Raw genomic sequence first — 12,473 nt, 5'->3', positions numbered from 1 at the left:
TCGATGTACTTCACGGACCGAGGGCTCGAGGAGCTCGTCAAGCGCCGGGGTGACGAAGAGGTCACCCCGGCGTGGTTGGCCGAGGAGCTGCAGGTCTTCGTCGACACGTTCCCCGAGTTCGAGACGCCGATCGAGCGCTTCGCCACCCGGCTGGCACGATCCGACGACCCCGACGACTGACAACGTCATACGTGCGTCCACCCATGGGTCGACGCACGTATGACGTCCGAGCGGCGTATGACGTCCTGAGACGTCAGGCCTCGTCGTCCAGCGCCTTCTTGGCCGACTCCCGGATCTCGAAGATCTCGGTGGCGAGGCCGCCGATGGAGCCCGCGACGTCCTTGACTGCCCCCGTGATGATCGTCGTGACCTGACCGACGGTCGTGGCGGCGGCAGCGACGGTGTCCCTGGACAGCGTCCTTGCGGATCTCGGTCTTGCTCAGCCTCGTCATGGAGCCAGTGTCACGCCGCGACGGCTGGCTCGGCAACCGGCGTCGTCTCCTGAGACGACGTGCGGTCCGGCAGCGCCATCCGGCAGATCTTGCTGGCGACGCTGAACAGCTGCTTGTGCAGCGGTCCGGTGTTGTACGGCAGGTCGTAGCGCTCACAGATCTCCCGGACCTCGACGGCGATCTCGGGGTAGCGGCGCGCCGGCAGGTCGGGGAACAGGTGGTGCTCGATCTGGTGGCTCAGGTTGCCGCTCATCAGGTGCATGAGCTTGGAGCCGGAGATGTTCGCGGAGCCGAGCAGCTGTCGGTAGTACCAGTGTCCGCGCGACTCCTCGGGCCCGTTGGGCCCCTCGACGTCGAGGCACTCGTCCTCGGTGAAGGTCGCGACACCGGCGGGGAAGTGACCGCAGAAGATGATGTTGAAGGCCCAGATGTTGCGGATCAGGTTGGCGGTGGCGTTGCCGGCCAGCGTCAGCGGGAACAGCGGTCCGGTCAGGGCCGGGAACAGGAGGTAGTCCTTGAGGGCCTGACGCTTGACCTTGCGCATGATGCCCGCGTGCAGCGACTTGTTCTGCTCCCACTCACGGGTGCCCTTGACGAGGTTCTCGACCTCGAGGTCGTGCATCGCCACGCCCCACTCGAAGAACAGCATCAACGCCAGCGCGTAGACCGGGTTGCCGAGGTAGTAGGGGTGCCGGGGCTGGTCCTTGTCCATGCGGAGGATGCCGTAGCCGATGTCGTGGTCCTTGCCGAGCACGTTGGTGAACGTGTGATGGATGTAGTTGTGGCTGTACTTCCACTGCTCGCCCGGGCAGACGTTGTCCCAGTCGTAGATGCGGGAGTTGAGCTTGGGGTCACCCAGCCAGTCGTACTGCCCGTGCATCACGTTGTGGCCGATCTCCATGTTCTCCGGGATCTTGGAGACGGCCAGCGACGCGACCGCGAGCGGCCGGGCCGGCGGGACGTAGAACAACGCGCGTCCCACGACCTCGAACTGCTGCTGGCGCTTGACGACGCCGCGGATGTACGCCGCGTCCTCCTCGCCGAGATCGGCGATCACGCGCTGGCGGATGGCGTCGAGCTCGCGGCCGAACTCGTCGAGCTCGTCGCGGGTCAGGGTCTTCGTCTTGGTGGTCATGCGACTTCCCTTCAGAGGTCCACGGAGCAGTCGCCGACGGGCGCGCTCACGCAGATGCGGATGTCTTCGTCGGGCAGGGAGGATTCCTCGCCCGTCAAGATGTTGCGGACGGTGCCGTCTGTCTTGGTGGCAGTGCAGGAGAAGCAGATGCCCATCCGGCAGCCGAACTCCGGCTTCAGGCCCGGGGGCCTCGGCCTGCTCGAGCAGCGAGGCGCCGTCGTTGGCCGCGTGCTGGCCCGAGCGGGTGAAGCTGACCTCGCCCTCGGCAGTGCCGGTGGAGACGGTCGGCGGCTTGAAGAACTCGACGCGGAGCCGGTCCGAGCCGTCGTAGGCGTCGCGGACGAGATCGACCAACCCACCCGGGCCACAGACCCGGGTGTCGGTGTCGCGGTGGTCCGGCACAAGCCGACGCAGCTCGAACTCGCTGAACAGCTGGTCGCCGTACCGCAGATGGACGTCGACGTGGTTGTCGGCCGCGGCGATCTCGGCCAGCTCGGCACCGTAGATCTGGTCGGCCTCGCTGCGCGCGAAGTGCAGGAACGTGACCTTGCGGTTGGCCCGGCCGTCGTAGCCGTCGCGCAACAGCGTGCGGACGATGGACATGGCGGGCGTGATGCCCGACCCGCCCGTGATGAACACCAGCCGGTTGTTGGTCGGGGTTGCCGCGCTCTCGTGCAGCGTGAAGTCGCCCTCGGCTCCGGCTCAGGTGCACCATCTGCCCGGGTCGCGCCTCGTGGACCGAGAACTTGCTGACCTGGCCCTCGTCGTGGGCGCGGATCGTCAGGGTGATCTGCTCCCCCGGCAGCGACGCCGCGGACGAGATGGAGAAGCACCGCGTCAGCCGGCGCGCGCTGCCCGGCAGCTCGACGCCGACCTGGACGTACTGCCCGGCACGGTGCCCGCGCCAGTGCTGGTCGGCTGCAGGGTGACGGTCGCGACGCACGCGCCGGGCGTCTCGGTCTCACGGTGTACGGCGACGACACGCGCTCGCACGTCGGTGGCCGCCCACATCGGGTTGAGCTGCTCGAGGTAGTGGTCGACGCCGTGCGGCGAGGCCAGCGCGGCCGCGACACGGGACCTCAAGAGAGTCGTGACGAGTGCCATCGGGGCTCTCCTTCCAAAGTTTGAGTGAACATATGTTCACTGATGAGTCTGGCGGGATGCGCGCTCGTGGTCAACGCGGGCGCGCGTGATCCACACCACCTCGTGAACACACGTGCACTCAATCGGCTGGTCTACGATCGCGGGCATGGCCGGAGCGAGCGAGGTGACCGAGACCCGCGTGGAGCGCAAGGAGCGCACCCGACGCGCGATCCGGACGCCGCCCTCGAGCTGACCGAGGGCACCAGCCTCGTGGCGATCTCGCTGCGCCGAGTCGCCAAGGAGGTCGGGATCGTGCCGACCGCGTTCTACCGGCACTTCGACTCCGTCGAGTCCCCGGGACTGGCCCCGGTCGACGAGAGCTTCGAGTCGTTGCGCGGGCTGCTGCGCGAGGTCTGGCTCCGCTCCCCCGAGTTCCGCGACTACATCGACGGCTCGCTACCGGTGCTCGCCGACCACGTCCGGGCGCACCGGGTGCACTACGCGTTCATCGCTCGGGAGCGCACCGCCGGGCCGCCGCGCGTGCGCGACGCCATCCGGCACGAGATCGAGCTGATCACCCGCGAGCTGGCCACCGACGTCGCCCGGCTCCCCGACAGCGCTGCCTTCTCGAGCGAGCACCTCAACCTGCTCGCCGACCTGATCGTCTCCTTCGTGGTGACGACGGCCGAGCGGCTGATCGAGGCGCCGGAGGCGGAGGCCCGGATCCCGGGTCGAGACCCGCACCCAGCTGCGGATGCTGATGGTGGGCGCCCTGAACTGGAAGTCGCGCCGCTAGGTCCCGGCGCTAGCGGCTGGGACGCGGCACGACCGGACGGACGGTGACGTCGGGGATGGTCGCGTCGGCGGGCAGGTCGAGCACGTGCAGCACCGTCGAGACCACCGTCTCCGGCGTGATCCACCTCGACGCGTCGTAGGTCTGCCCCTCCTGCTCGTGCACCTTCTCCTGCATCGCCGTGGCGGTGCGGCTCGGATAGACGGTGGTCACGCGGACGCCATGCTCGATCTCCTCGGCGCGCAGCGTCGGCCAGCGCGCAGCCCGAACTTGGACGCGGCGTACGCCGACCACTCGGCGCTCGCCGACAGGCCGGCCGACGAGTTCACGAACAGCACGATCCCTCGGCCATCGCGCAGGTGCGGGAGGAGCTCGCGCGTCAGTACGGCCGGTGACGTCAGGTTGACGGCCAGCTGCTCCTCGAAGTGCTGGAGCCGCAACCGGGAGACCGGAGCGAGCTCGACGACGCCCGCCACGTGCAGCAGCGAATCGACCGGGCCGTCGACCCGGCGGCCGATCCCGTTGAGGGTGCCCGGGTCGGCGAGGTCGGCGACGAGCACCTGCGCCTGCGGGAAGTCCGTCGCCGGGGCCGCGGCATCTCGAGTCGTTGCGGGCGAGCAGCACGAGGCGGTCGCCGCGCTCGGCCGGGGCACGCGCGAGGACTGCACCGATGCCGGACGTGGCTCCGGTCAGGACGTGGGTGCTCATCGGGTCAGCACGATCTTGCCGAAGACGTCGCCCTTCTCCATCGCGGCGAACGTCGCGGGCCTGCTCCATCGGCAGCACCCGGTCGATCAGCGGCCTGCTGCCGGACGCGCCGAGCAGGTTGACCGGGGGACGCCAGCTCACCGCGGGTGCCCATGGTGGAGCCGATCACCTGCAGCTGCAGGAAGAAGATCCGGGTCAGCTCGGCGTCGTCGAGGTTGGGGCCGCTCGTGGTGCCACTGATGACGATCTTGCCGCCGGGGCGCAGTGAGCGGATCGAGTGCGACCACGTCGCGCGACCCACGGTCTCCATCGCGGCGTCGACCTTGACGGGCAGCCGGGCGCCCGACTCGAAGACCTCGTGCGCACCGATCTCGAGGGCGCGGGCGCGCTTGTGCTCGTCGCGGCTGGTGGCCAGCACCTTGAGGCCGCCGGCGCGCGCCGGGGTGATCAGCGCCGTGGCGACTCCCCCACCGGCTCCCTGCACGAGGACCGTGTCGCCGGCCTTGAGGCCACCCCCGGGTGAAGAGCATGCGGTAGGCCGTCAGCCACGCCGTCGGCAGGCACGCGGCCTCCTCGAAGCTCATCGAGGCAGGCTTGGGGATGACGTTGACCCGCGGCACGATCACCTTGTCGGCGAACGTGCCCCGGTGCCGCTCGGAGAGCAGCGAACGCTTCGGGTCGAAGGTCTCGTCGCCGGACCAGTCTGGGTCGCTGATCACCGCGTGCACGACGACCTCGTTGCCGTCCTCGTCGAGCCCGGCCGCGTCGCAGCCCGAGATCATCGGCAGGCTCTCCTGCTTCAGGCCGACCCCGCGCAACGACCACAGGTCGTGGTGGTTGAGGCTCGCGGCCTTGACGGTGACGGTCGTCCAGCCCGGCGGCGGCGTCGGGTCGGGCCGCTCGCCGACCACGAGGCCGGACAGCGGGTCGTCGGAGGAGAAGGCATCGGCGTACACGGCGAACATGGCTCCGACCCTATCGGGGGCCGGATCCGCCGAGTCGGCGCCAACCACCTGCCGAGTCGGCGCAAGTTGCACGCCGAGTCGGCGCAAGTTGCCGCCCCTGTCAGCCTCAGTCCAGCGACTTCAGCACCCGCAGCCCGACGAGATCCACGCCGCGCGACTGGTTCGACAGCACCACGACGGCGTCGCGCCGATCGGGGCGGAACCCGACGAACGAGCGATAGCCGCCCGTACCGCCATTGTGCCACCACAGCATGCGCGGCTTGTCGATCCGCATCCAGCCCGGGCCGACGGTCAGCAACTTGTCCTCGCGGAGCACGTGCGTCAGCCGGATCGCCTCGCCGAGTGGCGACTGGTCGGGGTCCAGCTGCGCCGCCGGGTAGCGCAGCATGTCGTCCGCCGTGGACCGCAGCGCGCCTGCGGCCGGCATCCCCTCGAGCGGCCGGGCGGCGGCCGGCCTGCCACGACCACGGTGCCCGGGCACCAGTCGCGACCGCTGGACCGGATCGAGCCGTGCGTGGGTCGCCGTGTCCGCCAGCCCGAGCGGGCGCAGGACGCGGGTGGCCAGCAGATCGGCGTACGGCGTCCCGCTCGCGTGCGCCATCGCCTGACCGAGCACGCCGACCCCGAGGTTGGAGTAGTGCACCGCCGGGGTGCCCGGCGTCCGCTTCAGCTGCGAACGGGAGAGGACGAGCAGCAGATCGTCGGTGGTGAGGCGGGCGTAGGGATCGCGGCCGCGGAGCATCTCCACCGAACCGCGCACCACCGGGACGGCGGCACCGGGCAGCCCGGAGGTGTGCGTGGCGAGGTGTTCGAGCGTGATCTCGACGCCGTCGCGGGACGGGACACGGGTGCCCGCCGGAAGGAGGTCGCGCACGGGCGTGGCCAGCGACCAGTCGCCACGGACAACTCCGTCGGCCAGCAGCAGCGACGTGAAGGTCTTGGTGATCGAGCCGATCTCGAAGATGGACTGGCCGTCGAGGACGCCGCCGTCGGCGGCCCGTCCGCGCACCGTCGGCAGGCCGTCGCGGAGCACGCCGATGACGAGGCCGGCACGGCGGCGTACGCCCCGCTCGAGCTCGGCCTCGACGATCGACACGTTCAGCGGCGCGCGACCCCGTCGCGACGCGCGGCCTCGGCCACGGCTTCGCGTACGGCGCCGGGGACCCGCGGATCGAACGGCGACGGGATGATCAGGTCCTCCGCGAGGTCGTCACCGACGAGGTCGGCGAGCGCACGTCGCGGCGGCGAGCTTCATGTTCTCGGTGATCGCCGTGGCGTGCACGTCGAAGGCACCGCGGAAGATCCCCGGGAAGGCCAGCACGTTGTTGATCTGGTTGGGGAAGTCGGAGCGACCGGTCGCGACGACGCGGGCGTACTTGTGCGCGACGTCGGGGTGCACCTCGGGTGTCGGGTTGGCCGGGCCGAAGATGATCGCGTCGGGCGCCATCGACGCCACGATCTCCTCGGGCACGGTGCCACCGGAGACGCCGATGTAGACGTCGGCACCGGCCATCGCGTCGGCCGAGGGAGCCGCTGCGGCCGAAGTTGTCGGCCGTGTCCTTCGCGAGCGCGGCCTTGACGGGCGTGAGGTCGGAGCGGGTGGAGCTGAGCACGCCCCGGCGGTCGATGACGGCGATGTCGCGGACGCCCGCCCCTGAGCAGGATCCGGGCGACGGCCACGCCGGCAGCACCGGCGCCGGAGATGACCACGCGGGTGCCCTCCGGGGTGCGGCCGGTCAGGCGCAGCGCGTTGGTCAGCGCCGCCGGGGCGACGACCGCGGTGCCGTGCTGGTCGTCGTGGAAGACGGGGATGTCGAGGCTGGCCTTGAGCCGGTCCTCGATCTCGAAGCAGCGGGGTGCGGAGATGTCCTCGAGGTTGATGCCACCGAAGCTGGGGGCGAGGCGCTGCACCGTCTCGATGATCTCCTCGACGTCGGTCGTGTTGAGACAGATCGGCACCGCGTCGACGCCGCCGAACTGCTTGAACAGCACGGCCTTGCCCTCCATCACCGGCATCGCGGCGGCCGGGCCGATGTCGCCGAGTCCGAGGACAGCGGTGCCGTCGCTGACGATGGCGACGACGTTGGGCACCCACGTGTAGTGCTGGGTCATGCCCGGGTCGGCCGCGATCGCTTCGCAGACCGCGCGACGCCGGGGGTGTAGGCCAGTGACAACTCGTCTGCGCCGGTCAGCTCGACCGTCGAGACCGTCTCCATCTTGCCGCCGAGATGCAGGTCGAAGACGGGGTCACCGGCGAAGGGGTGCGACTCCGGTTCCATGCCCCGATCCTTCCACAGCCCGCCCCTGCGGCAGCACGTGTCCCACCGGGATTCACATCCGCCGTGGGGAAGGCCACAGTCGGAGCCGGACGACGCCCAGCACGGACTCGTTCGGCACGGGTCCCCGATGCCGGGAATCGACGCCCTCGTCCGGGTTGTCGCTGAGGAGCCACCACGCCGGTACGCCGCCGCGAGCCGTCCGTTCCTCGACCGCACGCTTCACGGCCACCGTGCCGTCAGCGAAGCGGGCGAGGACGACATCTCCGGCGGCGGGCGCTGCGGCGTACGAGACAAGCAGTCGGTCGCCCTCGGCCAATGTCGGCGCCATTGATCGGCCTCGCACCACGGCCATTCCCCAGCGACCACCCGTGTGGGTGGAACCCCGATGAAATGGCCTCTTCACGCGGAGTAGTGTCGCAGCGAACGTGAGAACTCACCTACCTGAGAGGACCGCGATGTTCCCCCAGCTCTTCGCTCCGACCATCGATGTCTCCGCCCACTGCGACCTGCCGTGCGGCGTCTACGACCCCGCCCGGGCCCGCATCGAGGCCGAGTCGATCAAGGCGCTCATCGGCAAGGTCGCCGACAACGACGACCCCGACTTCCGCACCCGTGCCATCCTGATCAAGGAGCAGCGCTCGGAGCTCGTCAAGCACCACCTGTGGGTGCTGTGGACCGACTACTTCAAGCCGCCGCACTTCGAGAAGTACCCGCAGCTGCACACCCTCGTCAACGAGGCCACCAAGCTGGCCGGTGCCAGTGGCACCAAGGGTGAGCTCGACGCCGGCAAGGCCGACGAGCTGCTCGCGAAGATCGACGAGATCGTGGAAATTTTTGGGAGACCAAGAAGGCGTAGCCAGAGCGGCGGAGCCGCTTGGCTTCGCCTTCTGATCTGGAGGACGCGCTGAGCGCAGCGAAGCGCGGACGCACGCTTTCGATTCACCACGCACGGTCGAGGCCGGTTCCCCCGGGGGAACCGGCCTCGTCGGCATTTCGCTCAGTTCTTCTCGCTGCGACGCTCGAGCAGGACGGTGTCGCGCCAGACTCCGTCGAGCTGGGCGATGCGGGTGCGGACCGCGAGGGTGCGGTAGCCGGCCGAGTGGTGCAGCGCCGAGCTGGCGCGGTTCTCGGGGAAGATCGAGGTCTGCAGGGTCCACAGCCCCGCCTTGTCGGCCTCCATGACCTGCGCGAAGAGCAGGGCCTTGCCGACGCCGCGACCGCGGGGCCGACTCGGTGACGTAGACCGAGGTCTCGCCGACACCGGAGTAGCACGTGCGGGCGGACACCGACGAGACGGCCGTCCAGCCGACGACGTCGCCGTCGAGCACGGCGACCCACGCCAAGCCCGGCAGCCAGCGGTCGCGGAGCTGGGTGGCGGTCGGCAGCTGCGTCTCGAAGGTGGCGTTGCGGGTCGCCAGACCCTCCTCGTAGATCGCGAGCGCACCGGGGAGGTCCTCCTCGACCACCGGGCGTGTGGTGACGTCTGCCGGGAGGTCGTCGGGACAGCACGGCGGGGAGGACAGCGTGCCCATGACCACGTCTGCGGCGTGGGGAAGGCCGGTGCAGCAGGCGGCATTGACGGACACCGGGCTCGCGGTGCCGACCTTGTCGACCATCACGAAGCCGACCCTGCGCAACAGCTCGACATGGTGCGAGCAGGTCGACTGGCTGATCTCGAGCGCGGTCGCGATGTCGCCGATGCGCATGGCTCCGGTCGCAGAGGTCGACACCGTGTGCAGCAGGCGTACGCGAGTGGGGTCGGCGAGGACGGCGAACCATTCCGAGTAGTTCTCGGCCTCTGACTTGTCGAGGGCCGGCGTTGTCGTCATGTCGGAAGAGTACCTTGCATTCATCGACGTCGATCGATACATTGCATACATCGACGCCCGTCGATGTCTTTTGGTCCTGAGGAGTGAGTCATGCAGCACCCACTGGTCATCATCGGCGCCGGCCCCATCGGGCTGGCCGCTGCCGCGAACGCCGTCGAGCGAGGAATGGACTTCGTCGTCCTCGAGGCCGGTGCCGACGCCGGCGCCGCCATCGGCGAGTGGGCGCACGTGCGGTTGTTCTCGTCGTGGTTCGAGCTCATCGACCCGGCGGCCCGCCGCCTCCCGGGCGCTACGGGCACCTGGACGGCACCCGACGATGCTGGCTACCCCACGGGTGGCGAGTGGCGCGAGCACTACCTCCAGCCACTTGCCGACCTGCTGAACGCAACGTCCGGCGGGGCGATCCGCTACACCAGTCGAGTGACAGGCGTCGGGCGAGCCGGCCGCGACCTGCTGGTCGACTCCGGACGCGAGGCCGACGAGTTCGCCGTACACGTCGAAGGACCGGCAGGTCGGGAGCGGCTGCTGGCCAGCGCGGTCGTGGACGCGTCGGGCACGTGGTCGCAGCCCAACCCGCTCGGCGCCGACGGCTACCCTGCCCCGGGCGAGACCGAGAACGCCCGGCGCATCACCTATGGCATCCCCGACTTCACCGATCCCGCCGTCGCGGCCCGCTATGCCGGCAAGCACGTGGCGGTCGCCGGCAAGGGGGCTTCGGCCCGGGGAGTCCCGGGTCGGGCTGGCCCGGCTCGGCCGGCAGGACGCCGCCACCCGGGTCACCCGGCTGCTGCGCCGCCCGAGCGTGGGAGACGCGTTCGGCGGCGGCGACAACGACCAGCTCGCACAGCGCGGCAAGCTCGGCCGGGACGCCAAGGCGGCCGCCACCAGCGGGCTCGTGACCAACGTGACCCAGTTCCGCACCGAGTCCGTCGTCGAGCAGGTCGACGGGCGGCTGACCATCGGCTCGGTCAACGGTCAGCGGGTCACCGACGTCGACGAGGTCATCGTGGTCACCGGCTTCCGTCCCGACTTCGGGTTCCTCTCAGAGGTCCGTCTGGACCTGGATCCGACTCTCGGTTCCGCGCGGATCCTCGCCAACCAGATCCACCCGGACCACCACTCCTGTGGCGACGTGGCCCCGCACGGGTTCCGGGAGCTCACCCAGCCCGAGGCCGGTCTCTTCCCCGGTCGGCATGAAGTCCTACGGCCGTGCCCCGTCCTTCCCGGCGATGACCGGCTACGAGCAGGTGCGCTCGGTCGTCGCGGCGCTCGACGGCGACCTCGAGGCCGCCGCCCGGGTCGACCTCGTGCTGCCCGAGTCCGGGGTGTGCAACGGGGCCGGGGCCTTCGACGACCCGGGCGAGGCGTCCGTAGGTGGCGGCTGTTGCGGCACACCGGCGGCAGCCGAACCGCAGCTGATCAGCCTCGGCCGCGCCCCCGAGACCGTGAGCCGGTGACCGAAGCCGCGACCTCGCAGTCCGGCGATCTCGACGGCGCCGGGCTGCGACAGGTCGTGGCGGTGCTGAGCACCGTCCAGATCGTGTCCTGGGGCATCCTGTACTACGCGTTCGCGGCGCTGCAGTCCTCCATCACCGCCGACACCGGCTGGTCGAGCGTCGCGGTCACCGGGGGCGTTCTCGCTGGCCCAGCTCGTCTCCGGCGGTGTGGGCATCTGGGTCGGACGGCACATCGATGCCGTCGGTCCTCGCAGGGTGATGACCGCCGCGTCCCTCATCGCGATCCCGGGTGTGGGCACCGTGGCGCTGGCACCCAACCCGGCCGCGTTCTACGCGGGGTGGATGCTCACCGGGGTGGCCATGGCAGGCACCTTGTACCCGCCGGCCTTCGCAGCTCTCACACACTGGGGCGGGGTACGTCGCGTCCGGGCCCTGACGACCCTGACGCTGGTCGCGGGTCTGGCCAGCACGGTCTTCGCTCCCCTCGCCTCGGTGCTCGACGACTGGCTCGGGTGGCGTCACGCCTACCTCGTCCTGCTGGCGAGCCCGGTGCTGATCACGGTGCCGCTGCACTGGTGGGGCCTGAACCACCCCCGGCGCACCTCGCACGCCGCGACCCATCACCACGCCATGGCCACCCACCGCACGGCGCAGGCCGCCGTCGTCGCGCGCAGCACCCCGTTCCTGCTGCTGATGCTGGCGAATGCCCTGACCGGCCCCGGCCGTCTTCGCCGTCATCATCAACTCCGGTGCCGATGCTGGTCGAGCAGGGCCTGAGCCGCAACCTCGCCGCCGTGGCCCTCGGTCTCGGCGGCGTCGGCCAGTGGCCGGACGGCTGGGCTACGCGCGGTTCGCCGCCACGACCTCGGTCACCTCGCGCGGTGTCATCGTGCTCACCGCCGTCGCCGCCGCCACGGCCGCGCTGGCCCCGGCCCCGGGCTCCGCGGGCCTGCTCATCGGCCTCGGCATGGTCCTTGGCCCGGCGCGTGGCATCTACACCCTCGTCCAGGGCCACCGCCGTCACGGACCGTTGGGGTCCGGAGGCCTACGGCACCCTCAACGGCATCCTCACCGCCCCGGCCCTCGCCGCCTCCGCCGTCGCACCGTTCGCGGGCGCCGCGCTGGCACAACTGCTCGGTTCTGTACGCCGACGCGTTCCTCGTCCTCGCCGGCGTTGCGGCCGTGGCGGCGGTGCTGATGCTCTGGGCCACGCCCAAGCCACCGCCTCGCGCCGGTGTCGGATGAACTCCTGCTCACGCGGCCGAAAGAGTCTTGGTTAGTGTGTGCCCACCGAACCAATCTCGAGAACGGGACGCAGATTGTGAGTGCCCCCACCAGCGGCGACAGCGCGACCGGAGATTCCACCCGCGCGGACGTCGAGCTGCGGTTGCCGGCCGACGGCGCATACGCCTCGGTGCTCCGCACGACCACGGCCGCGCTGGCGGCCCGCCTCGACTTCACCATCGACGACATCGAGGACCTGCGGATCGCGGTCGCCGAGGCCGGCGCGCTGGTGCTGCCCGCTGCCGACCCGGGGGCGGCGCTGACCGCCCGGTTCCAGCTGGGTCAGGGCACGATGACCGTCGAGGTCTCGACGGATGCGATGGACAACCCGGAGCCCGACCTCGAGAGCTTCGCGTGGCAGGTGCTCGACACCCCGGCCAGCGATGCACTCGTGACGTCCGAGCAGGGCCTGTTCCGCGTCCGGTTCACGATGACCTCCCAGTTGGCCGCGGGGTCGGCCGACAAGCCGACGGGTGCAGAGCTCTGAG

Annotated in this window: 18 protein-coding genes and 1 pseudogene; 8 read left to right on the top strand and 11 right to left on the bottom strand. The window is 70.5% G+C overall.

Annotated features, from left to right (window positions below; translation table 11 throughout):
* Positions 1 to 3: 3 nt before the first annotated feature.
* Positions 4 to 180, top strand: a complete 177-nt coding sequence (locus LP418_RS20350) for a DUF6104 family protein (RefSeq protein WP_257953431.1) — start codon at positions 4 to 6, stop codon at positions 178 to 180.
* Positions 181 to 185: 5 nt separating this feature from the next.
* On the opposite strand, the gene LP418_RS20345 is transcribed toward LP418_RS20350, so the two are convergent.
* From LP418_RS20345 to LP418_RS20335, 3 genes are all read right to left on the bottom strand, one after another.
* Positions 186 to 452 (bottom strand): hypothetical protein, encoded by a 267-nt coding sequence (locus LP418_RS20345; protein ID WP_257953430.1) that lies wholly within the window; start codon positions 450 to 452, stop codon positions 186 to 188.
* Between the two features lie 10 nt (positions 453 to 462).
* On the bottom strand, positions 463 to 2,226 hold the full coding sequence (locus LP418_RS20340; RefSeq protein ID WP_257953429.1) for a fatty acid desaturase: 1,764 nt from the start codon (positions 2,224 to 2,226) through the stop codon (positions 463 to 465).
* A 198-nt stretch (positions 2,227 to 2,424) separates the two neighbouring features.
* The gene (locus tag LP418_RS20335) at positions 2,425 to 2,691 is read right to left on the bottom strand and encodes a hypothetical protein (protein ID WP_257953428.1); all 267 of its coding nucleotides are present in this window, start codon (positions 2,689 to 2,691) and stop codon (positions 2,425 to 2,427) included.
* A gap of 42 nt (positions 2,692 to 2,733) precedes the next feature.
* Between LP418_RS20335 and LP418_RS20330 the strand changes: the two genes are divergently transcribed.
* A complete protein-coding gene (locus LP418_RS20330; RefSeq protein WP_257953427.1) occupies positions 2,734 to 3,513 on the top strand; it encodes a TetR family transcriptional regulator in 780 nt (259 codons plus the stop codon).
* On the opposite strand, the gene LP418_RS20325 is transcribed toward LP418_RS20330, so the two are convergent.
* The 7 genes and pseudogenes from LP418_RS20325 to LP418_RS20300 all read right to left on the bottom strand — a co-directional run bounded on the left by LP418_RS20325 (position 3,476) and on the right by LP418_RS20300 (position 7,743).
* Positions 3,476 to 3,676 carry a hypothetical protein gene (locus tag LP418_RS20325; protein WP_257953426.1) on the bottom strand — a complete coding sequence of 67 codons (201 nt, stop codon included), beginning with the start codon at positions 3,674 to 3,676 and terminating at the stop codon, positions 3,476 to 3,478. The genes LP418_RS20330 and LP418_RS20325 overlap by 38 nt on opposite strands.
* Positions 3,673 to 4,023, bottom strand: a complete 351-nt coding sequence (locus LP418_RS20320; RefSeq protein ID WP_257957125.1) for an SDR family NAD(P)-dependent oxidoreductase — start codon at positions 4,021 to 4,023, stop codon at positions 3,673 to 3,675. Before LP418_RS20320 ends, LP418_RS20325 begins: the two co-directional genes overlap by 4 nt.
* Positions 4,024 to 4,167: 144 nt before the next feature.
* Positions 4,168 to 5,136, bottom strand: a pseudogene (locus LP418_RS20315) (zinc-binding dehydrogenase).
* Between the two features lie 106 nt (positions 5,137 to 5,242).
* On the bottom strand, positions 5,243 to 6,232 hold the full coding sequence (locus tag LP418_RS20310) for a serine hydrolase domain-containing protein (protein ID WP_257953425.1): 990 nt from the start codon (positions 6,230 to 6,232) through the stop codon (positions 5,243 to 5,245).
* A 155-nt stretch (positions 6,233 to 6,387) separates the two neighbouring features.
* Positions 6,388 to 7,248: an NAD(P)-dependent malic enzyme gene (locus tag LP418_RS20305; protein ID WP_442939968.1), complete on the bottom strand. Its 861-nt coding sequence runs from the start codon at positions 7,246 to 7,248 to the stop codon at positions 6,388 to 6,390.
* A complete protein-coding gene (locus LP418_RS33995; RefSeq protein WP_442939967.1) occupies positions 7,245 to 7,415 on the bottom strand; it encodes a hypothetical protein in 171 nt (56 codons plus the stop codon). The genes LP418_RS20305 and LP418_RS33995 overlap by 4 nt, the downstream gene beginning before the upstream one ends.
* 52 nt (positions 7,416 to 7,467) lie before the next feature.
* Entirely contained in the window at positions 7,468 to 7,743 is a 276-nt protein-coding gene (locus LP418_RS20300) for a S24/S26 family peptidase (protein ID WP_257957124.1), read from the bottom strand.
* A gap of 127 nt (positions 7,744 to 7,870) precedes the next feature.
* On the opposite strand from LP418_RS20300, the gene sodN reads away from it, so the two are divergent.
* A complete protein-coding gene (sodN, locus tag LP418_RS20295) occupies positions 7,871 to 8,323 on the top strand; it encodes a superoxide dismutase, Ni (RefSeq protein ID WP_257953424.1) in 453 nt (150 codons plus the stop codon).
* An 89-nt stretch (positions 8,324 to 8,412) separates the two neighbouring features.
* Here sodN and LP418_RS20290 read toward each other — a convergent pair whose 3' ends face one another.
* A complete protein-coding gene (locus tag LP418_RS20290; protein WP_257953423.1) occupies positions 8,413 to 8,595 on the bottom strand; it encodes a GNAT family N-acetyltransferase in 183 nt (60 codons plus the stop codon).
* Positions 8,596 to 9,334: 739 nt separating this feature from the next.
* On the opposite strand from LP418_RS20290, the gene LP418_RS20280 reads away from it, so the two are divergent.
* From LP418_RS20280 to LP418_RS20260, 5 genes are all read left to right on the top strand, one after another.
* Positions 9,335 to 10,441 carry an NAD(P)-binding domain-containing protein gene (locus LP418_RS20280; protein ID WP_257953421.1) on the top strand — a complete coding sequence of 369 codons (1,107 nt, stop codon included), beginning with the start codon at positions 9,335 to 9,337 and terminating at the stop codon, positions 10,439 to 10,441.
* Positions 10,438 to 10,701, top strand: coding sequence for a hypothetical protein (locus tag LP418_RS20275; RefSeq protein ID WP_257953420.1), 264 nt, complete (start codon positions 10,438 to 10,440; stop codon positions 10,699 to 10,701). The genes LP418_RS20280 and LP418_RS20275 overlap by 4 nt, the downstream gene beginning before the upstream one ends.
* Before the next feature lie 207 nt (positions 10,702 to 10,908).
* Positions 10,909 to 11,478, top strand: a complete 570-nt coding sequence (locus tag LP418_RS20270; RefSeq protein ID WP_442939966.1) for an MFS transporter — start codon at positions 10,909 to 10,911, stop codon at positions 11,476 to 11,478.
* Between the two features lie 46 nt (positions 11,479 to 11,524).
* Positions 11,525 to 11,899 (top strand): hypothetical protein, encoded by a 375-nt coding sequence (locus LP418_RS20265; protein WP_257953419.1) that lies wholly within the window; start codon positions 11,525 to 11,527, stop codon positions 11,897 to 11,899.
* 123 nt (positions 11,900 to 12,022) lie between these two features.
* The gene (locus LP418_RS20260; protein ID WP_257953418.1) at positions 12,023 to 12,472 is read left to right on the top strand and encodes an anti-sigma factor; all 450 of its coding nucleotides are present in this window, start codon (positions 12,023 to 12,025) and stop codon (positions 12,470 to 12,472) included.
* Position 12,473 lies beyond the last annotated feature (1 nt).

It is taken from the genome of Nocardioides sp. B-3, from assembly GCF_024703895.1.
GTDB lineage: Bacteria > Actinomycetota > Actinomycetes > Propionibacteriales > Nocardioidaceae > Nocardioides.
Note: the sequence above shows the minus strand (reverse complement) of the source record. Positions and strands in the feature narration are given on the sequence as shown.

What these genes read in the sequence shown, in the direction of transcription:
- LP418_RS20350 (WP_257953431.1), top strand. Translation starts at nt 4, where the DNA reads ATGTACTTCACGGACCGAGGGCTCGAGGAGCTCGTCAAGCGCCGGGGT.
- LP418_RS20345 (WP_257953430.1), bottom strand. Translation starts at nt 452, where the DNA reads ATGACGAGGCTGAGCAAGACCGAGATCCGCAAGGACGCTGTCCAGGGA.
- LP418_RS20335 (WP_257953428.1), bottom strand. Translation starts at nt 2,691, where the DNA reads ATGGCACTCGTCACGACTCTCTTGAGGTCCCGTGTCGCGGCCGCGCTG.
- LP418_RS20330 (WP_257953427.1), top strand. Translation starts at nt 2,734, where the DNA reads ATGAGTCTGGCGGGATGCGCGCTCGTGGTCAACGCGGGCGCGCGTGAT.
- LP418_RS20305 (WP_442939968.1), bottom strand. Translation starts at nt 7,248, where the DNA reads ATGACCCAGCACTACACGTGGGTGCCCAACGTCGTCGCCATCGTCAGC.
- LP418_RS33995 (WP_442939967.1), bottom strand. Translation starts at nt 7,415, where the DNA reads ATGGAACCGGAGTCGCACCCCTTCGCCGGTGACCCCGTCTTCGACCTG.
- LP418_RS20300 (WP_257957124.1), bottom strand. Translation starts at nt 7,743, where the DNA reads ATGGCGCCGACATTGGCCGAGGGCGACCGACTGCTTGTCTCGTACGCC.
- sodN (WP_257953424.1), top strand. Translation starts at nt 7,871, where the DNA reads ATGTTCCCCCAGCTCTTCGCTCCGACCATCGATGTCTCCGCCCACTGC.
- LP418_RS20290 (WP_257953423.1), bottom strand. Translation starts at nt 8,595, where the DNA reads ATGGAGGCCGACAAGGCGGGGCTGTGGACCCTGCAGACCTCGATCTTC.
- LP418_RS20280 (WP_257953421.1), top strand. Translation starts at nt 9,335, where the DNA reads ATGCAGCACCCACTGGTCATCATCGGCGCCGGCCCCATCGGGCTGGCC.
- LP418_RS20275 (WP_257953420.1), top strand. Translation starts at nt 10,438, where the DNA reads ATGAAGTCCTACGGCCGTGCCCCGTCCTTCCCGGCGATGACCGGCTAC.